This is a genomic window from Roseobacter sp. EG26 (assembly GCF_049830555.1).
Lineage (GTDB): Bacteria > Pseudomonadota > Alphaproteobacteria > Rhodobacterales > Rhodobacteraceae > Roseobacter.
The window spans coordinates 258,284-275,870 of the sequence record NZ_JBNBLH010000002.1 but is presented as its reverse complement, the minus strand read 5'-3'; the positions used below and the strand labels follow the sequence as shown (position 1 = coordinate 275,870).

Annotated in this window: 17 protein-coding genes; 6 read left to right on the top strand and 11 right to left on the bottom strand. The window is 61.0% G+C overall.

The genetic code is table 11. The features are described from left to right. Positions 1–6: 6 nt before the first annotated feature. The 11 genes from ACOTTU_RS06895 to ACOTTU_RS06845 form a co-directional block, all read right to left on the bottom strand. Positions 7–696, bottom strand: coding sequence for an ABC transporter ATP-binding protein (locus tag ACOTTU_RS06895; protein WP_425656863.1), 690 nt, complete (start codon positions 694–696; stop codon positions 7–9). Beyond that, positions 693–1,448: an ABC transporter ATP-binding protein gene (locus ACOTTU_RS06890; RefSeq protein WP_425656862.1), complete on the bottom strand. Its 756-nt coding sequence runs from the start codon at positions 1,446–1,448 to the stop codon at positions 693–695. Before ACOTTU_RS06890 ends, ACOTTU_RS06895 begins: the two co-directional genes overlap by 4 nt. Beyond that, positions 1,445–2,425 (bottom strand): branched-chain amino acid ABC transporter permease, encoded by a 981-nt coding sequence (locus ACOTTU_RS06885; protein WP_425656860.1) that lies wholly within the window; start codon positions 2,423–2,425, stop codon positions 1,445–1,447. The genes ACOTTU_RS06890 and ACOTTU_RS06885 overlap by 4 nt, the downstream gene beginning before the upstream one ends. Position 2,426: 1 nt before the next feature. Continuing rightward, positions 2,427–3,344, bottom strand: a complete 918-nt coding sequence (locus ACOTTU_RS06880; RefSeq protein ID WP_425656858.1) for a branched-chain amino acid ABC transporter permease — start codon at positions 3,342–3,344, stop codon at positions 2,427–2,429. Next, positions 3,341–3,955 carry a LysE family transporter gene (locus tag ACOTTU_RS06875; RefSeq protein WP_425656856.1) on the bottom strand — a complete coding sequence of 205 codons (615 nt, stop codon included), beginning with the start codon at positions 3,953–3,955 and terminating at the stop codon, positions 3,341–3,343. The genes ACOTTU_RS06880 and ACOTTU_RS06875 overlap by 4 nt, the downstream gene beginning before the upstream one ends. Positions 3,956–3,997: 42 nt before the next feature. Continuing rightward, on the bottom strand, positions 3,998–5,146 hold the full coding sequence (locus ACOTTU_RS06870) for an ABC transporter substrate-binding protein (RefSeq protein WP_425656855.1): 1,149 nt from the start codon (positions 5,144–5,146) through the stop codon (positions 3,998–4,000). 72 nt (positions 5,147–5,218) lie between these two features. Next, complete coding sequence (kynU, locus tag ACOTTU_RS06865; protein WP_425656853.1) at positions 5,219–6,409, bottom strand: kynureninase; 1,191 nt, start codon at positions 6,407–6,409, stop codon at positions 5,219–5,221. Continuing rightward, entirely contained in the window at positions 6,410–7,231 is an 822-nt protein-coding gene (locus ACOTTU_RS06860; RefSeq protein WP_425656851.1) for a tryptophan 2,3-dioxygenase, read from the bottom strand. Then, the gene (locus ACOTTU_RS06855) at positions 7,228–8,847 is read right to left on the bottom strand and encodes an AMP-binding protein (RefSeq protein ID WP_425656849.1); all 1,620 of its coding nucleotides are present in this window, start codon (positions 8,845–8,847) and stop codon (positions 7,228–7,230) included. The genes ACOTTU_RS06860 and ACOTTU_RS06855 overlap by 4 nt, the downstream gene beginning before the upstream one ends. A gap of 235 nt (positions 8,848–9,082) precedes the next feature. Continuing rightward, the gene (locus tag ACOTTU_RS06850; RefSeq protein WP_425656847.1) at positions 9,083–10,141 is read right to left on the bottom strand and encodes an ABC transporter ATP-binding protein; all 1,059 of its coding nucleotides are present in this window, start codon (positions 10,139–10,141) and stop codon (positions 9,083–9,085) included. Between the two features lie 5 nt (positions 10,142–10,146). Beyond that, the gene (locus ACOTTU_RS06845) at positions 10,147–10,938 is read right to left on the bottom strand and encodes an IclR family transcriptional regulator (protein WP_425656846.1); all 792 of its coding nucleotides are present in this window, start codon (positions 10,936–10,938) and stop codon (positions 10,147–10,149) included. A gap of 213 nt (positions 10,939–11,151) precedes the next feature. Here ACOTTU_RS06845 and ACOTTU_RS06840 point away from each other — a divergent pair, with 213 nt between their 5' ends. From ACOTTU_RS06840 to ACOTTU_RS06815, 6 genes are all read left to right on the top strand, one after another. Continuing rightward, entirely contained in the window at positions 11,152–12,408 is a 1,257-nt protein-coding gene (locus ACOTTU_RS06840; RefSeq protein ID WP_298917455.1) for an extracellular solute-binding protein, read from the top strand. Between the two features lie 117 nt (positions 12,409–12,525). Next, a complete protein-coding gene (locus tag ACOTTU_RS06835) occupies positions 12,526–13,446 on the top strand; it encodes a carbohydrate ABC transporter permease (protein WP_298917452.1) in 921 nt (306 codons plus the stop codon). Further along, the gene (locus tag ACOTTU_RS06830; protein WP_425656843.1) at positions 13,443–13,796 is read left to right on the top strand and encodes an MmcQ/YjbR family DNA-binding protein; all 354 of its coding nucleotides are present in this window, start codon (positions 13,443–13,445) and stop codon (positions 13,794–13,796) included. Before ACOTTU_RS06835 ends, ACOTTU_RS06830 begins: the two co-directional genes overlap by 4 nt. A gap of 1 nt (position 13,797) precedes the next feature. Continuing rightward, a complete protein-coding gene (locus ACOTTU_RS06825) occupies positions 13,798–14,646 on the top strand; it encodes a carbohydrate ABC transporter permease (RefSeq protein WP_298917446.1) in 849 nt (282 codons plus the stop codon). Further along, complete coding sequence (locus tag ACOTTU_RS06820) at positions 14,643–16,727, top strand: alpha-galactosidase (RefSeq protein ID WP_425656841.1); 2,085 nt, start codon at positions 14,643–14,645, stop codon at positions 16,725–16,727. The genes ACOTTU_RS06825 and ACOTTU_RS06820 overlap by 4 nt, the downstream gene beginning before the upstream one ends. An 88-nt stretch (positions 16,728–16,815) precedes the next feature. Beyond that, entirely contained in the window at positions 16,816–17,586 is a 771-nt protein-coding gene (locus ACOTTU_RS06815) for an SDR family NAD(P)-dependent oxidoreductase (protein ID WP_425656839.1), read from the top strand. Position 17,587 lies beyond the last annotated feature (1 nt).

Here is a 17,587-nt window from a genome sequence, read left to right as displayed (position 1 = left end):
CGCGTTTCAGACGCCCAGATATTGATCTGCGACGGTTGATGTGACCTCCGCCATGGGACCTGACCAGACGGTCGTTCCCCGTTCGAGAATAACGCATTGATCCGCCACCTGACGCAGTTCGGCCAGTGATTTGTCAACCACCAGCAGCGCCATGCCTGTCTCTGATTTGAGCCTGCGAACCGCCGCCCAGATTTCCTGCCGCACCACCGGGGCCAGACCTTCGGTGGCCTCATCCAGCAGCAAAAGCCGCGGGTTCGTCATCAGCGCCCGGCCGAGGCTGAGCATCTGTTGCTCGCCCCCCGACAGCGAGGCGGCAGACTGATCGCGCCGCTCCGCGAGACGCGGAAACAGGTCCGACACCCGCGCGAAATCCCAAGGGCCCGGGCGGGCGGCGGCAATCAGATTTTCGTAAACACTCAGGTTGGGAAAACAGCGTCGGCCCTCCGGCACCAGCCCCAAACCTGCGCGGGCAGCTTTGTGGGGTGGCAAATGCGCAAGGTCCTGCCCGTCAAGCCGCAGGCTGCCGCGCGTATGATCCAGCAGGCGGCAAATGACCTTGATGGTGGAGGATTTGCCCATCCCGTTGCGCCCCATCAGCGCACAGACCTCGCCTTCGCCAAGGGCAAGATCGACGCCGAAAAGCGCCTGGCTGGGTCCGTAATAGGCTTCGATCCCTTCAAGTTTCAGAAAACTCATCCCGGCACCTCTTCGCCCAGATAGGCTTCGCGCACTTCCGGGTGGGCCTTGATCTCTTCTGCGGTGCCGGTGGCGATGATCTTGCCGTAAACCAGAACCGAAATCCGGTCCGCCAGCGCAAAGACCGCGTCCATATCATGCTCAACCAGCAGGATCGGGGCTTCATGGCGCAGATCGTCGAGAAACCCGGTGAGGCGTTTCGACCCGCTGGCCCCCAGACCCGCCATGGGTTCATCCATCAGGAAGGCGCGCGGCGCGAGGGTTAGGGCAACCGCCACTTCCAGCAGGCGGCGCTGACCATGGCTGAGCTCGGCGGTGCGCCTATGCGCCTGATCCGCCAGCCCGACGCGGTTCAACGCGGCCATCGCAGCCTCCAGCAAATCGGGGTCCTTCATGACCGGGGCGAAGAACCGCCAGACCCCGCCCTGTCGCCCCAGTGCACCCAGCACGGCATTTTGCAGAACCGTATAGTCCATGGCCAGCGCCGATATCTGGAACGTGCGCCCCAGCCCGGCGCGGGCGCGCGCCACGGTGCTGAGCGCGGTGATCTCCTGACCGCCCCACCATATTTCCCCGGCATCAGGTTTTAATCCACCTGCAATCTGCTTGATCAGGGTCGATTTGCCCGCGCCGTTGGGACCGATCAGCGCGTGGATTTCGCCACGCCTGAGGGTCAGTGATACGTCATCCGTCGCCACCAAGGCCCCGAAGGCCTTGCGCAATCCCTTGATCTGCAGCAGCGCCTCAGTCATGGGGCCGGTTCCGGGCGGGCAAGTGACCCGATCATGCCGCCGCGGGCAAAGAGTACGACCAGCAGCAGCAACAGGCCCAGATAGATGTGCCAGAACTCCGACAGCCCCCCAAGGATGTGCTCGAGCAGGATAAAGAGCGCAGCCCCTGCAACCGGGCCATAAAGGCGCCCCACGCCGCCAAGGATCACAAAGATCATGATCTCGCCCGACATCTGCCAGCTCAGCATGGTGGGGCTGACAAACCGGTTGAGATCGGCAAAAAGCGCGCCCGCCAATGCGGTGATCGCCCCGGAGATGACAAAGGCCAGCAGGCGCAGCCGGTAGGGCGACAGACCCACGGTCTCGACCCGTTCAGCGTTCTGGCGCGCAGCACAAAGCGCCAGCCCGAAGGGAGCCGCCGCCAGACGTCCGGCAAGAAAAAGAACAAAGGCCAGCACCGCAAAGGCGAGGCCGAAAAACTGCACCGGATCCAGCGTATTCAGCCCCGGAAAGCCGTTGCGCACGTAGATCGACAGACCGTCTTCGCCACCATAGGCGGGCCAGCTGATCGCGAAATAATAGAGCATCTGCCCAAAAGCGAGCGTGATCATGATGAAATAGACACCCGAGGTTCGCAAGGAAAGCGCGCCGATGGCCAGCGCCGCCAGCCCCCCGGCGATCACCGCAACCAGCCAGATCACAGGCATAGATTTGGTACCTTCAATGAGGAATGGTACCTCCATCAGCGGTGCGTAGGATTGTGCGTGGGATGCCAGAATGCCCATGGCATAGCCGCCGATGCCGAAAAACGCCGCATGGCCGAGACTTACCAGCCCGCCAAGCCCCAGCGCGATGTTCAGCCCAACGCCCGCCAGTGCCAGAATGGCCACTTTGGTTGCAAGCGTGATGATGAAGGGTTCGTCCAGCAGCCATGCCACCCCTGCCGTCACCGGCAGCAGCAGGAAAAGCGCTATGTTGATATGGGGTTCGCGGATCATCTCAGGCGGCCCCGTAAAGCCCGGTGGGCCGGAAGAGCAAGACCCCGGCCATGAGGATATAGATCGACATCGACGCCAGTGACGAGCCTATCGCGGTGGCTGCCGAGGCCTCCATGAAGGTGCCGAAGACCCCCGGCAGCAGCACCCCGCCCAGCGTGTCCGTCAACCCCACCAGCAAAGCACCCACAAAGGCTCCCTTGATTGATCCGATGCCACCGATGACGATCACCACGAAGGCGAGGATCAGCACCGGCTCTCCCATGCCCACCTGCACCGATTGAATGGCCCCGACCAGCGCCCCCGCCAGACCAGCCAAAGCGGCACCCAGCGCAAAGACGATGGTGTAGAGCCTGGAGATATCGACCCCAAGGGCCGCAATCATCTCTCGATCACTTTCACCTGCCCTGATCCGGATGCCGATCCGGGTGCGCGCGATCAACTGAAAAAGACCAAAGGCGATCACCAGCCCCACGGCGATGATCAGCAAGCGGTAGGCCGGATACTGGATGCCGCCGGGCAGGGTGACCGGACCCGAAAGGGCCGCAGGAATGTCCAGAAACAGCGGGAAGGAACCAAAGACCCAACGCGTACCTTCGGAAAAGATCAGGATCAGCGCGAAGGTGGCGAGCACCTGATCGAGGTGATCGCGGTCATAGAGGCGGCGGATCACCAGCAGCTCGATGAGCGCTCCGGCGGCGGCTGCCGCCATCAGACTGGCCATCAGCGCCAGCAGGAATGACCCCGTCGCCCCCGCCACAGCCGCCGCCGCAAAAGCGCCGACCATATAGAGCGAGCCATGCGCCAGATTGATCAGCCCCATGACACCGAAGATCAGCGTCAGCCCGGCAGCCATCAAGAACAGCATCACGCCGAATTGCAGGCCGTTCAGGACCTGTTCGATCAGCAGCAATAGGCTCATGCCAGGCGGCTGGTAAGCAAGCGCAGGCCAAGCCCGGCGAAAGCCAGACCCGCAAGCGCATTGATACCGCGCGCACCGCGTCGGTACAGGCGCATCGGGCCGGGGCGCGAAAAGAGCAGCGCGTAACCCAGAAAGACCACAGCGCTTTGCAGGCCGACAGCGCCGACGATGAGGCCGAGCGCCGCCGGGCTCTGCCCGGGAGAGAGGATCACCGCGTAGAGCGCGCCGAAAAAGAAGATCGCCTTGGGGTTCGTGAGATGTAGCAACAACCCGCGCCGAAAGGCGTGACGCGCGGGTGCGACCCCCTCACTCAAACCGCCCCGCCAGGCCGCGCGCAGGGATTTGAAGGCCAGCCAGAAGAGATAGGCGGCGCCCGCATAGCGAATGACCTCCACCGCCCAGCCGTGCCGCAACATCAGCGCCGCCAGCCCCGCCGCAGCAGCGCTCGACCAGATCAACGATCCGGTCAACACGCCTGCCGCAAGCCGCAGCCCTGCGCCGGCACCCCGCGACATGGAGGTGGCCGCGATGGCCAGCGTGGCAGGGCCCGGCGAAGCCGAGGCAATCAGTGCCGCCAAGAGGATTGGCGGTAGAAGGGGCAGAATTTCCATCGGCATGATCCCTTGGCGGTGCGGCCCGAAAGTGCGGCCCTTTTAGTAGCTGCACTCGGCGGCATAGGCATCCGCGTGATCGGTCAGGCTGGCGGAGATGATCTTGTTGGTGAAAACGTCACCTTCCTTGATCACCTCGCGCACGTAGAAATCCTGCACCGGGTGCTGGTTCGTGCCGAATTTGAAATCGCCGCGCACGGAGTCGAATTTCGCTGCTGCCAGTGCCGCGCGGAAAGCATCCGCATCGCTGACATCGGCCTCAGCCATCGCACTCAGGATCAGATTGGCCGCATCATATCCCTGACTGGCATAAAGCGACGGCAAACGCCCGTATTCCGCCTGAAACCCTTCGACAAAGGCCTTGTTGGCGGCATTGTCGATGTCCTTGTTCCATTGGCTGGTGTTCTTCACACCCAGTGCCGCATCCCCGACCGCTTGCAGAATGCCCTGATCGAAGCTGAAAGCGGGACCTACAACCGGCAGGTCAACACCAGAACCCGCGTATTGCTTGAGAAAGGAAATCCCCATGCCGCCGGGCAGGAAGAAGAAAACCGAATCCGCCCCTGAGGCCCGGATCTGCGCAATCTCCGCCGCGTAATCGGTTTGGCCGAGTTTGGTGTAGATTTCACCTGCAAGCGCGCCGCCGTACATGCGCTTGTAGCCTGTGAGCGCGTCCTGCCCGGCCGGATAATTCGGCGCAAGGATAAAGCTGTTCTCATACCCTGCGTCATTGGCATAGGCCCCGGCGGCCTCATGCAGGTTGTCATTCTGCCAGGCCACGTTGAAGTAAAGCGGATGACACCCCTTACCCGCCAGCGCCGAAGGCCCGGCGTTGGGCGAGATGTAGAATTTCCCCTGCGCAGTTGCGGCAGGCACCACGGCCATGGCGAGGTTGGACCAGATGATGCCTGTCATGATGTCGACTTTCTCGGACTGAATCATCTTGTCGGCCAGTTGCACGGCGATCTCGGGTTTGCGCTGATCGTCCTCGACCACCACTTCGAGGTTCTCGTTTCCGGCCATTTTCGTGGCCAGCAGAAACCCGTCGCGCACATCAATGCCCAGTCCGGCACCGCCGCCTGACAGCGTGGTGATCATGCCCACTTTGACCTTACCCGCGTGTCCATCGGCCAGGCCGACGGAGGCAAGCGCCGCAAGACCTGCGGCCAGCATCAAGGATCGTAATTTCATCTCGTATCTCCCATGTTGTTGAGGCGTCTTTGCGCCCGTTCTATTATTTCAGACTTTGGTGCCGGGTGGCGCTCATGTCACCCTGTTGCGTGCCCTGTACTTTGGATCATCCCAGAGCTTTTCGTCCATCACTTTGGCAATGCGGTCCACCGCCGTGGTGACATCACCCGCATCGACATAAAGCGGCGTGAAACCAAAGCGCATGATATCCGGCGCGCGGAAATCGCCAATGACATCCATGTGGATCAGCGCCTGCATCGCGGCATAGCCCTGCTCAAAGCGGAACGACACCTGACTACCGCGCCGCTCAACATCGCGCGGGCTGGCCAGCGTCAGGTTCGGCACCCGCGCCTCGACATCGGCGATGAACTGTTCCTGCAATGCGATGGACGCGGTGCGCAAATCCTGCATGTCCACATCGTCCCAGACGCGCATTGCGGCCTCCAGCGCTGTCATCTGCATCACCGGCGGCGTGCCGACGCGCATGCGCTCAATACCTGCCCCGGGGTGATAGTTCAGCGTGAAATCAAAGGGCGCCGCATGGCCCAGCCAGCCACTCAGTGCAGGCTGAATGGTCTCTGCCAGATCGGGCCGCACATAGATGAAGGCAGGCGCGCCCGGCCCGCCATTGAGATACTTATAGGTGCAGCCCACCGCCATTTCCGCCTTCGAGGCCGCCAGATCGACCGGAATCGCGCCGGCGGAATGCGCCAGATCCCAGATCATCACCGCGCCGCGCGCCTGTGCCGCGCGCGTGATCGCATTCATGTCGTGCACCCGGCCCGTGCGGTAATCCACCTGCGTCAACAGCACGACGGCAATGTCATCGGTGATCGCATCCGCTACGTCCTCGGGGGCGACGGTACGCAGCTCGAACCCCTGATCCAGCGTCTTGATCAGCCCTTCGACCATATAGAGATCGGTGGGGAAATTACCGGTATCCGACAGGATCACGCGGCGGTCTTGGTTCATTTTAAGCCCGGCGGCAACTGCCTGATAGACCTTGATCGAGAGCGTATCACCCATCACGACGCTGCCGTGCGGCGCCCCGATGAGCCGCCCCACCATGTCCCCCACACGCGCGGGCTGGTCCATCCACCCGGCGGCATTCCATCCCTTGATCAGCAATTGCCCCCATTCGCGAGTCAACATCCCGTTCAGTGTATCGGGAATATCCTGCGGCATCGGCCCCAGCGAATTGCCGTCCAGATAGATCAGACCCTCTGGCAAGCAGAAGACCTCTTTCCTAAGTATTTCAGCCACCTACAAGGCCCCTCTCACGTGCCAGAGCTCTGGAAACAGCTCAACTTCCAGCATTTTTCGCAAATAGCCAACACCTGATGTGCCGCCCGTGCCCCGTTTGAACCCGATAATGCGCTCAACGGTGGTGACATGGTTGAAGCGCCAGCGCCGGAAGTAATCTTCGAGATCGACCAGCTTTTCCGCCAGCTCATAGATTTCCCAATGCTCTGCGGGGTCTTCGTAAACCTCTTGCCAAAGCGCCTGTATCTGATCCTGCGACTGCCAGGCAGTCTGCGCCGCAGGCCCCGCCACATCCGCGTGACCCAACCGGTCCGCCAGCAGTTGCAAAGCCACCTGATAAAGGCTTGGACGTGCCAGTTCCGCCGCCAGTGCCGCTGTTGCCTCTTCCTTATGGGCGTGCAGCTTCAGCAATCCGGCGTTTCGGTTGCCCAGCATGAACTCGATCAGCCTGTATTGATGCGACTGGAACCCCGAAGAATTGCCCAAAGACGGTCGAAAGGCGGTGTATTCGCTGGGCGTCATCGTCCGCAGCACATCCCAGGCACTGTTGAGTTGTTCAAAAATCCGCGCCACGCGGGACAGCATCTTGAACGCCGGTTGCAATTGCCCCCCGGCGATGGACCCGCGCGCCGCTGCAAGCTCGTGAATGGCCAGGCGCATCCACAGTTCCGACGTCTGGTGCTGCACGATGAACAGCATCTCGTCATGGGCGTCAGACCTGGGGTGTTGCGCGTTCAGAATTGGATCGAGCTGCAGATAATCGCCATAGGACATGTCCTTGGCAAAATCCATTTTCGCGCCATGCGACGGGGTGTCGGTCATTTATCTTCTCTCAACGCGAAACGCTGTATTTTGCCGGTTGCCGTTTTTGGCAAGGCGGAAATGAACCGGATGTCCCGGGGGTATTTATAGGGGGCGATCTGCGCTTTGACATGATCTTGCAGGTCTTTTACCAGGGCCTCATCGCCCGCGAACCCTTCCGCCAGAACCACATGGGCCTGAACAATATTGCCCCGCGCCGGATCGGGCGCGCCCACCACGCCACATTCTGCGACCGCCGGGTGCGACAGCAGCGCCGCCTCGACCTCCGGCCCGGCGATATTGTAGCCTGACGAGACGATCATATCGTCGTTGCGCGCCGCAAAATGCAGATACCCGTCTGCGTCCATCGAGAAACTGTCGCCGGTGATGTTCCAGCCGTCCTGCACATAGGCCATCTGCCGGTCATCGGCGAGATAGCGGCACCCTGTCGGGCCGCGCACGGCCAGCCGCCCCACGGTGCCATGTGGCACGTCACGCCCCTGATCATCCACGATTTTCGCCTCATACCCCCGCACCGGTTTGCCGGTACAGGCGGCCCTGTGATCGTCAAATCGGTTGGAAATGAAAATATGCAGCAATTCCGTCGCCCCGATGCCATCCAGCATCGGCTTGCCGGTTTTCTCCTGCCAGTCGTGATAGACCGGTGCGGGCAGCGTCTCCCCCGCAGAAACGGCGGCGCGCAGGCTGCTGAGGTCCGCGCCCGCCGCCATCGCTGACAGCATTGCGCGATAGGCCGTGGGCGCGGTGAAACAGACGGTGGCGCGGTATTTCTCAATGATTTCAATCATATTGGGCGGGGACGCGGTTTCCAGCAACGTGGCCGCGGCGCCAAACCGCAAGGGAAAGATCGCCAACCCACCCAGACCAAAGGTAAAGGCCAGCGGCGGCGATCCGACAAACACATCCTCAGGTGTCACGCCCAGAACCTCGCGGGCATAACCATCGGCAATGATCAGCAGATCGCGATGGAAATGCATGGTTGCCTTGGGGCTGCCGGTGGTACCGGAGGTGAACCCCAGAAGCGCCACATCATCCTGCGCTGTTGCCACCGCGTCGAACTGCACCGGCTTTTCCAGCGCCAGCCGGTCGAGTTCCGCGTCATGGTTGGAGGTGCCGTCGAAACCCGCCACCGACTTCAGGAATGTGCTCGATTTGGCGCAGGCCGTCATCTCATCCATCAACCGGGTGTCGCACAGGGCGTGGCTGATCTCGGCCTTGTCGACAATCGCAGAAAGCTCTCCGGCGCGCAGCATCGGCATGGTGTTTACCACCACAGCGCCTGCCTTGGTGGCGGCCAGCCAGCAGGCGACCATCGCGGGGTTGTTGGCCGATCGGATCAATACGCGATTGCCCGGTTTGACACCCAGATTATCCACCAGCGCATGGGCCAGCCGGTTGGTCCAGTCACTCAACTCCTTGTAGGTGCGCCTGCGGCCATTGCCGATCAGCGCGGTATTGTCGCCAAACCCCTGCGCCACCATCTGATCGGTCAGTTCCACAGCCGCGTTGAGGCGTTCGGGATACTTAAAACCTTCGATCATCAGATCGGGCCAGCTTGTCTGGGGCGGCAGGTTGTCCCGGGCGAAACTATCGGTATGGGCGGAGGGAAACATCACTCAGACACCCTGAGGCGCAAAAAATGCGATGTCTGCGGCCCAAGGCCGCGCCCGGTCACGCCCGGCAAGGACACCCTTTGTCCGATTTGCTGCCTGCCCATCGCGTTCATTGATTGCGAACACCCCCCGGATAAAGGCGCAGAAACCCTGCGCCTACCTCAAATGGTAGGGTGAGTCGCAATTTGCTTCAAGGAAAAATATTTTAAACCTAAAACATATTCCCTCTGACGCTGGGCTAGCGGATGCGAAGCTCGCTGTCCTTCTCGAAAACCATGGCGCGGCGTGGCTCGAAAGTAACGTCGACTGTGTCACCTTCATTGGCCCGCTCATCGCCGCGTTCCTCGACAATGATGCGCTCGCCGGTGGGCGTGTCCAGATGCAGGTAGCTGACCCCGCCCAACGCTTCGGAAAGCTCGGCCTTCAGCGCGCCCTGCCCCATCTGCACTTCCAGATGTTCAGGCCGCACGCCCAGCGTCACACCCGTACCCGCGGCGGGCAGATTTACCTCGACCGGCACCGTGCGCCCCAGACCGGGCACCTCGACACCGCCCTCAACCACAACGCCATCAAGAAAATTCATCGCGGGCGACCCGATGAAGCCCGCCACGAACTTGTTGTCCGGGTTGCGGTATAGCTCCAGCGGCGCGCCCACCTGCTCGATATAGCCTGCGCGCAACACCACGATCTTGTCGGCCAGCGTCATCGCCTCGACCTGATCATGGGTCACGTAGATCATCGTGGCACCGATTTCCTTGTGCAGACGGGCGATTTCCACCCGCATCTCGACCCGCAACTCCGCGTCAAGGTTCGACAGCGGCTCGTCAAACAGGAACACTTCCGGTCCGCGCACAATCGCGCGCCCGATAGCCACCCTCTGGCGCTGCCCACCCGACAATGCGGCAGGCTTGCGATCGAGATAGACGTCGAGCTTGAGCACATCCGATGCCGCCTTGACCTTGGCATCAATCTCCGTCTTGGGCACGCCATTCATCTTCAGGCCGAACCCCATGTTTTCCTTGACGGTCATATGCGGATAAAGCGCATAGGTCTGGAACACCATGGCCACACCGCGCTCGGAGGGGTCCATATGGGTGACATCCCGCTCACCGATATGCATCACGCCTTCGGTCGTTTCTTCCAACCCCGCAATCATGCGCAGCAAGGTAGATTTGCCGCAGCCCGAGGGTCCGACAAAAACGCAGAACTCGCCGTCTTTGACTTCCAGATCAATACCGTGAATCACCTGTACATCACCGTAGCGTTTGACCGCCTTTTGGAGCGTGACACCTGTCATTTTCTCTATGTCCCTGTTTTTTGAAGGTTTGAATCGGGAAACCGCCAGGCCTGCGCCACGGTGGCAATCGATTGTGCAGTATGCGCCAGCCGGGGCGTGAGTGCCTCAAGCTGGGAGAGAGTGATGGATTGGGTCGATCCGGTGATCGACAGCCCGCCCAGAACCCGCCCGTGATCGGACAGGATGGGTTGGGCAATGCAGATGATCCCCGGTTCATGCTCTTCGCGGTCAAAGGCATAGCCTCGGGTGCGAATGGCCTGCAGCTCCGCGCAGAGCGCTTCGGGGTTGGTATACGTATGGTCGGTAAAGCGGTGAAACGATTGTTGTTTGATGGTACGTGACAGATCGTCCTCTGGCAGAAAGGCCATCATCGCCTTGCCAACGCCGGTGCAGTAGGCTGGCCCTACCTTGCCCGCATCACTATACATTTCAATGGGTTGCGCGGCATTCCTCTTGTCAACGTAAAGCACCTGCGCATTGTCGAGCTGCGCCAGATGTACCGTATGCCCGACGTCTGAGCTCAACTGATCCAGAAACGGGCGGGCAATCGGTGCCAGCGAACTTTGCGTCCAGGCGGCATGGGCCAGACGCACCAGCCGCACCCCCAAAGAATAGGTCTGCCGGTCGGGATCATATTGCAGCATGCCCTGCGAGGTCAGCGTTTGCAGAAACCGGTAGAGCGTCGCTTTTGGAAAATCACTTTCGCTCAGCAACGTGCCGAATCGCACCGGGTGCCGGTGGCCTGCCACCTGATCCAACACATCCAGTGCTTTTCCTACAGTGCCGTCGCCGGACATTTCAAAGCGCCTCCCATACGTCTCAGCGCCCTTTTCAAACGGTCGCGCGATGCGCCCGTTCCCTCCCGAAAAGAATGCTTGTTCTACTCATTCGCGAAGAACATGGTTGACAGTCTAGGCAGATTGCAGTGTAGTTTTCAATATATAAAACTTGGTTTCAAATAATGAAACTTACGAGATTAAAATAATCGCACGTACCTTAGGGAGGACACCATGCGTTTCACCACCAAATCAATGCTTATGGCATTGGCAGGTTCCACAATGCTTGCAAGCTCTGCGACAGCCGAGCTTTCGGGCGACCTGAAAATCTTCCTCGACACGTCCAACCCGGCGCCCCGCGCGACGATGGAAAAGATGATTGCGGATTTCGGTGCCGAGCACCCGGGCCTGAACATCGAAACCACGGTGATCGACCGCGAAGCCTATAAGACACAAATCCGCAACTTCCTCACAGCCGATAGTCCGGATGTTGCCACCTGGTACGCGGCCAACCGGATGGGCCCATATGTGAACGCGGGTCTGTTCGAAGATGTCTCCGACCTCTGGGCCGAGCCTGCGATTGCGGACAATCTCGCCTCCACAAAGGGTGCGATGACCATCGACGGCAAGCAATGGGGCGTGCCCTATACCTACTACCAATGGGGTATCTACTATCGCAAGGACATCTACGAAGAGCTGGGCCTGAACGAGCCTGCGAACTTCGACGAGATGAAAAGCAACTGTCAGGCGATCCTCGATTCAGGCCGCAAGTGCTACACCATCGGCACCAAGTTCCTCTGGACGGCTGGTGGTTGGTTCGACTACCTCAACATGCGTACGCACGGCTTCGATTTCCACATGGAACTGGCCAATGGCGGCGTCAAATGGACCGATGACCGTGTGAAACAGACTTTCGCCAACTGGCGTGAGCTGATCGACATGGGCGCTTTTGTTGATAACCACCAGAACTACTCCTGGCAGGAATCGCTGCCCTTCATCGTGAACGGCGAAGCCGCTGCGATCCTCAAGGGCAACTTCGCCGTAGCACCGCTGCGCGAAGCGGGTCTCGATGACAGCAAGCTCGACTTCTACCAGTTCCCCGAAATCACACCCGGGATCGCTCTGGCCGAAGACGCGCCGACGGATACCTTCCACATCCCGGCCAATGCCTCCAACAAGGAAGCCGCGCGCGAATTCCTGCGCTTCGTGGTCTCCGCCAATGTTCAGACCGAAATCAACAACGGTGCGAACCTCGGGCAATTGCCTGTAAACGCAGGCTCGGCAGTGGATAATGACAAGTTCCTGAACGAAGGCTTCACCATGCTGTCGGAAAATTCTCCGGGCGGTGTCGCGCAGTTCTTCGACCGCGATTTCCCGGCGGAAATGGCTGCCGAGGCCATGCAGGGATTGCAGGAATTCATGGTGTTCCCGGACAACCTCGACGACATCCTCAAGCGCCTCGATAAGGTGCAGGAACGCGTCTACAAATAACACCCCGCGGCCCGGGCGCCTCTGCGCGCCCGGGCCCACCGCTGACCGGCTCAGCCGCCAGCGCGGGACCGCCCCGCTCTGCCGCCTGCCCCGCATCTCACTGGGAGGAGACCCACCATGACCGATACCCCGGCAGAGCAAAGCGCCGCCCCGCGCGGCTGGTACAAGCGCAACGAAATCGCTGTCACACCCTGGCTGTTTCTGGCACCGGCCATCCTGTTCTTTGCGTTTTACGTGATCTGGCCGATCTACCAGTCCATCATGATCTCCTTTTACGACTGGGACGGCCTGGGCGAAGCCCGCTTCATCGGCATGGACAACTACGTCGAACTCATGGACGACGGCGCCTTTGAGGTGTCGCTCTGGAACAACCTCAAATGGCTGCTCTTCTATCTTCTGGCCATTCCGGGCGGGCTTTTCATCGCGCTCTTTCTCAATCAGACCGTCACCGGCATCCGCATTTATAAATCCCTGTTCTTCTTTCCCTTCGTTCTCTCCCAGGTGGTTGTGGGCCTGGTGTTCTCCTGGTTCTACCTGCCGAACGAAGGTCTGCTGAACGGGGTGCTGGGCCTGGTGGGCCTCGGGCCCGTCAATGTTCTGGGGGATCCAACCCTTGCGACCTACGGCATCATCGCCGCCGGTCTCTGGCCCCAGACGGCCTATTGCATGATCCTCTATCTGACCGGTCTCAATGCCGTGGACCCCGAACAGATCGAAGCGGGACGGCTGGACAATGCCAAAGGCTGGAAGATGCTGTGGTACATCATCATCCCGCAGCTCAAACCCGCGACCTTCATCGCCTTCGTGGTGACCATCATCGGCGCGCTGCGCAGCTTTGACCTGATCTCGATCATGACCAATGGCGGCCCCTTCGGTCAGACCCGCGTGCTGTCGTTCTACATGTTCGAAAAAGCGCTTTCTGAATACGGGTTCCGCATGGGGTATGGCGCCGCCATCGCCGTGGTGCTCTTCCTGATCATGCTGGTCTTCATCACCTATTTCCTCTGGTCCATGTGGAAAGAGGAGAAAGCGCGATGAGCTTTCGGGCACGCGTGCATGCGATCTGCGAACCGCTGCCGGGGGCGGAGAAGTCCGACCCCTGGGGCGGTGGGCACGACGCCTGGAAAGTCGGCGGCAAGATGTTCGCTTGCATCGGGGCCACCCTGCCCGGCGTATCCGTCAAGACGGCGGATGTGGAAACCGCATCAATGCTGATCGACGCCGGTGTGGGGATCAAGGCCCCCTACTTTCACCGCAGCTGGATCAACCTGCCCGAAAGCACCGAGACGCCCGAGTTATCTCACCGGATCTGCACGTCCTATGACATCGTGCGCGCCGGTCTGACAAAGAAAGCGCAAGCAGCGCTGCCCGCCCGCGAGGAGGCCTGACATGTTCCCGACACCGATTGAAAAAACCCCCCGTTCCTGGCAGCTGACCTATCAGTCGCTGCTGCCGCTTGCTCTGATCATGTGGCTGCTCCCGCTCATCGCCGTCGCTGTCTTCTCGATCAAACCGGCGGTGGATTTCACCCAAGGTAACTACTGGGGCCTGCCCTCGTCCTTCGAGATGTTCGCCAACTACGGACAGGTGTTCTTCAACTCCGACATGCCCCGTTACATGCTCAATTCTGTGCTGATCACCGTACCCACGGTCATTGGTGCGGTGACACTCTCGTGCCTCGCAGGCTTTGCTCTGGGCATCTACAAGTTCAAGGCCAACATCTGGGTCTTCTTCATGTTTGTGGCGGGCAATTTTGTGCCCTTCCAGATCTTGATGGTGCCGGTACGTGACCTCACACTCGACATGGGGCTCTACAACACCAAAACCGGGCTGGTGCTCTTTCACGTGGCCTTCCAGACCGGCTTCTGCACGCTTTTCATGCGCAATTTCATCCGCGCCCTGCCCTATGAGCTGGTCGAAGCGGCCCGCGTCGAGGGCATCGCGGAGTGGAAGATTTTCTGGTACGTGGTCATCCCGCTGATGAAACCCGCGATCGCCGCCCTTTCGGTGCTGATCTTCACCTTCATCTGGAACGATTATTTCTGGGCCGTAGTCCTGACCCAGGGTCCGGAAAGCCAGCCCGTGACCGCCGGGATCACCAGCTTCAACGCTCAGTTCCGCGCCGCCTATCACCTGATGAGCGCAGGCTCGATTGTGGCGGCCCTACCGCCGGTGCTGATGTTCTTCCTGATGCAAAAGCACTTCATCGCAGGTCTGACCCTGGGGGCCGTAAAGTGACAACAGCCTGGCGGTTGGATGACGAGCGTCAGACACTGGCGCTCGCCTCCTCGGGTGGCCGCTGTCCGCAGGTCATCTACTGGGGTGCGCCCCTGCCGATAGACGAAGATCTGGTGCAACTGGCGCGCACCTCCGCGCTGGATGTGACAGGGGGCATGCTGGACGAAAACCCTGACCTTTCGCTCTGCCCCGAAGCCGCGCGCAGCTTTCCTGGCCAGCCCGGCATGGTGGTGCGCGATTCAAATGGCACGCCGCTTTTGCCCAAATTCAAGCTGGCCGATGTGGCACAAAGCGACCATGGCCTAACCGTGACCTGCCGCGATGCAGACAATCGCCTGAGCTATGTGGCCACTTTTGAGCTTGATCCCGAAACCCATGTGATCGTGATGGCGGCGTCACTCAAAGCAGACCGCCCATTGCATCTGCACTGGCTGGCGGCCCCGGTCCTGCCCGGCCCGCAGCATTCGGACGAGATGATTGACCTGGCGGGCCGCTGGTGCGGCGAGTTTCAGCTCAACCGCACCGCCTGGTCGCCCGGCATCCGCTACCGCGAAAACCGCACCGGGCGCACCGGCCACGAACATTTTCCGGGGCTGCTGATCCCGGCGCGCGGTGCGACCAACGCCAGCGGCGAGGCCTTTGCCTTTCATTACGGCTGGTCCGGCGGGCACCGGATGATTGCCGAGGAACTGCCCGACGGGCGACGGCAGATTCAGTTCGGCCATGCCGCGCGTATGGAGACCACGCCCTCAACCGAATTCCGCACCGCACCGCTTTATGCGGTCTATTCCTCAGACGGGCTGAACGGTTGTGCCGTGTCGTTCCAACGCCATATGCGCGACCGGATCGTCACCTGGACCAAACCGGGCCGCCCGCGCCCGGTGCATTACAACTGCTGGGAGGCAGTCTATTTCGCCCATGACCTGCCGGTACTCAAGGACATCGCGACCCGGGCGGCAGCGCTTGGCGCGGAACGTTTCGTGCTTGATGACGGCTGGTTCGGGCAGCGTGACGACGACACCTCCTCTTTAAGCGACTGGGAAGTGGACCCGCGCAAATATCCCGACGGGCTGGGCCCGCTCATCGACTATGTGCATGGGCAGGGCATGAGTTTCGGCATCTGGTTTGAGCCCGAGATGATCAACCCCGACAGCAATATCCACCGCGCGCATCCTGACTGGGCTTTGGGAGCCGAAGACCAGATCCTCGGGCGGCAGCAAAAAGCGCTGAACATGGCGCTGCCGGAAGTGCGCGATTTTCTCTATGACCGCATCGCCGCCCTGCTCTCCACGCACCCCATCGACTATATCAAATGGGATCATAACCGGGTGCTGCCCATGCCCGATGCCGCCCAGACACGCGGCTCCTATGCGCTCATCGACCGGCTGCGCGCTGACTTCCCGGATGTGGAGATTGAAAGCTGTGCCTCGGGCGGCGGGCGGATCGATTTCGGCATTCTCAGCCGCACACAACGGGTCTGGCTCAGCGACAGCAATGACGCGCTGGAGCGGCTGGCGATGCAGCACAACGCGGCCCTTTTCATCCCCTCGGCTGTGACCGGCAGCCATGTGGGGCCGCGCCGATGCCATACCTCCGGGCGCACGCTCGACATCGAATTCCGCGCCTGGGTCGCTGCGCAACGGCACATGGGGTTCGAGATGGACCCGCGTGAATTGACCGACCGCGAGGCAGAGGTGCTGAGGGATGTGACCGCCTGGTGGAAAGCCAACCGTGACTGGATGTATGCCGCCGATATCCTGCGGCTTGATGCCTCCGACCCGTCGGTGATTGCAGAGCAGCAGCAGGCACGCGACGGTAGCCGCTTTGTCGTCTTTGCCGGCAAATCCGCCACCTCGCCGCAGATCGCCCCCCGTCCGCTGCGCCTCACACGTCTGGACCCGGCGGCGCGCTACGAGGTCAGCCTGCGCAACCGGGCCTCCGCCTCGGCCCTGTCGCGCGGCAGGCTGGCGCTGAAGGACGGGCCGGTGGTGCTGACCGGTGCCGCGCTGATGAACAACGGCCTGACCTTGCCGTGGAGCTTCCCGGAATCCATGTGGGTTCTGGAAGGCAGGCGCCTGTGACAAAGATTTGCCTTCCGTATGCCCGACCTGTGCACAGGCTGTGCACAGGTTGTGCACGTCAATCATACCCCCATTCGGAGCCTCTCACATGACCCAGAACGCAACTTTTCACGATCTCAAGGGGGCCTCGGTCTACATCACCGGGGGCGGGTCGGGCATCGGTGCCGACCTCACGGATGGCTTTCTGGCGCAAGGCGCAAATGTAGCCTTTATCGGGCGTTCGGACGCCAGCGATTTCGTCGCCGAAATGGCCGAAAAACACGGTCGCGCGCCGCTGTTCTTTCAGGGCGACATCACCGACACGGACGGGCTGCGCAAGACCATCGCCGCCGCTGAAGAGGCCCATGGTCCCATCGACGCGCTTGTCTCCAATGCCGCCAATGACCGGCGGCATAACTGGCTGGAACTGACGCCCGAGGATTGGGATTTTCTGTTATCTATCAACCTGAAAGCCTATTTCTTTGCAGCACAGGCAGTGGCTCCCGGAATGATCAGACGCGGCGCTGGATCGATCATCAATTTCAGCTCGATCAGCTACATGATGGGCAATGCAGGCTACCCCGCCTATACGTCTGCCAACGGCGGCATTACGGCCATGACCCGCAGCCTTGCGCGCGAGTTGGGACCCGACGGCATTCGCGTAAATGCCCTTGCGCCCGGCTGGGTTCTGACCCAGAAACAGCGCGACAAATGGGCGACGCCGGAAGGGCTGGCCGCGCATCTGGACCGGCAGTGCCTGAAAACCCATCTGGAGCCGCAAGACGTTGTAGATGCAGTGCTTTTTCTGGCCTCCGGGACCAGCAAGATGATGACAGGACAATGTATGGTGGTCGATGGCGGCGTGGTGACAACAGGATAAG

Coding starts and splice junctions, on each gene's coding strand:
- ACOTTU_RS06895 (WP_425656863.1), bottom strand. CDS start 696: ATGAGTTTTCTGAAACTTGAAGGGATCGAAGCCTATTACGGACCCAGC.
- ACOTTU_RS06890 (WP_425656862.1), bottom strand. CDS start 1,448: ATGACTGAGGCGCTGCTGCAGATCAAGGGATTGCGCAAGGCCTTCGGG.
- ACOTTU_RS06885 (WP_425656860.1), bottom strand. CDS start 2,425: ATGATCCGCGAACCCCATATCAACATAGCGCTTTTCCTGCTGCTGCCG.
- ACOTTU_RS06880 (WP_425656858.1), bottom strand. CDS start 3,344: ATGAGCCTATTGCTGCTGATCGAACAGGTCCTGAACGGCCTGCAATTC.
- ACOTTU_RS06875 (WP_425656856.1), bottom strand. CDS start 3,955: ATGGAAATTCTGCCCCTTCTACCGCCAATCCTCTTGGCGGCACTGATT.
- ACOTTU_RS06870 (WP_425656855.1), bottom strand. CDS start 5,146: ATGAAATTACGATCCTTGATGCTGGCCGCAGGTCTTGCGGCGCTTGCC.
- ACOTTU_RS06860 (WP_425656851.1), bottom strand. CDS start 7,231: ATGACCGACACCCCGTCGCATGGCGCGAAAATGGATTTTGCCAAGGAC.
- ACOTTU_RS06850 (WP_425656847.1), bottom strand. CDS start 10,141: ATGACAGGTGTCACGCTCCAAAAGGCGGTCAAACGCTACGGTGATGTA.
- ACOTTU_RS06845 (WP_425656846.1), bottom strand. CDS start 10,938: ATGTCCGGCGACGGCACTGTAGGAAAAGCACTGGATGTGTTGGATCAG.
- ACOTTU_RS06840 (WP_298917455.1), top strand. CDS start 11,152: ATGCGTTTCACCACCAAATCAATGCTTATGGCATTGGCAGGTTCCACA.
- ACOTTU_RS06835 (WP_298917452.1), top strand. CDS start 12,526: ATGACCGATACCCCGGCAGAGCAAAGCGCCGCCCCGCGCGGCTGGTAC.
- ACOTTU_RS06830 (WP_425656843.1), top strand. CDS start 13,443: ATGAGCTTTCGGGCACGCGTGCATGCGATCTGCGAACCGCTGCCGGGG.
- ACOTTU_RS06825 (WP_298917446.1), top strand. CDS start 13,798: ATGTTCCCGACACCGATTGAAAAAACCCCCCGTTCCTGGCAGCTGACC.
- ACOTTU_RS06815 (WP_425656839.1), top strand. CDS start 16,816: ATGACCCAGAACGCAACTTTTCACGATCTCAAGGGGGCCTCGGTCTAC.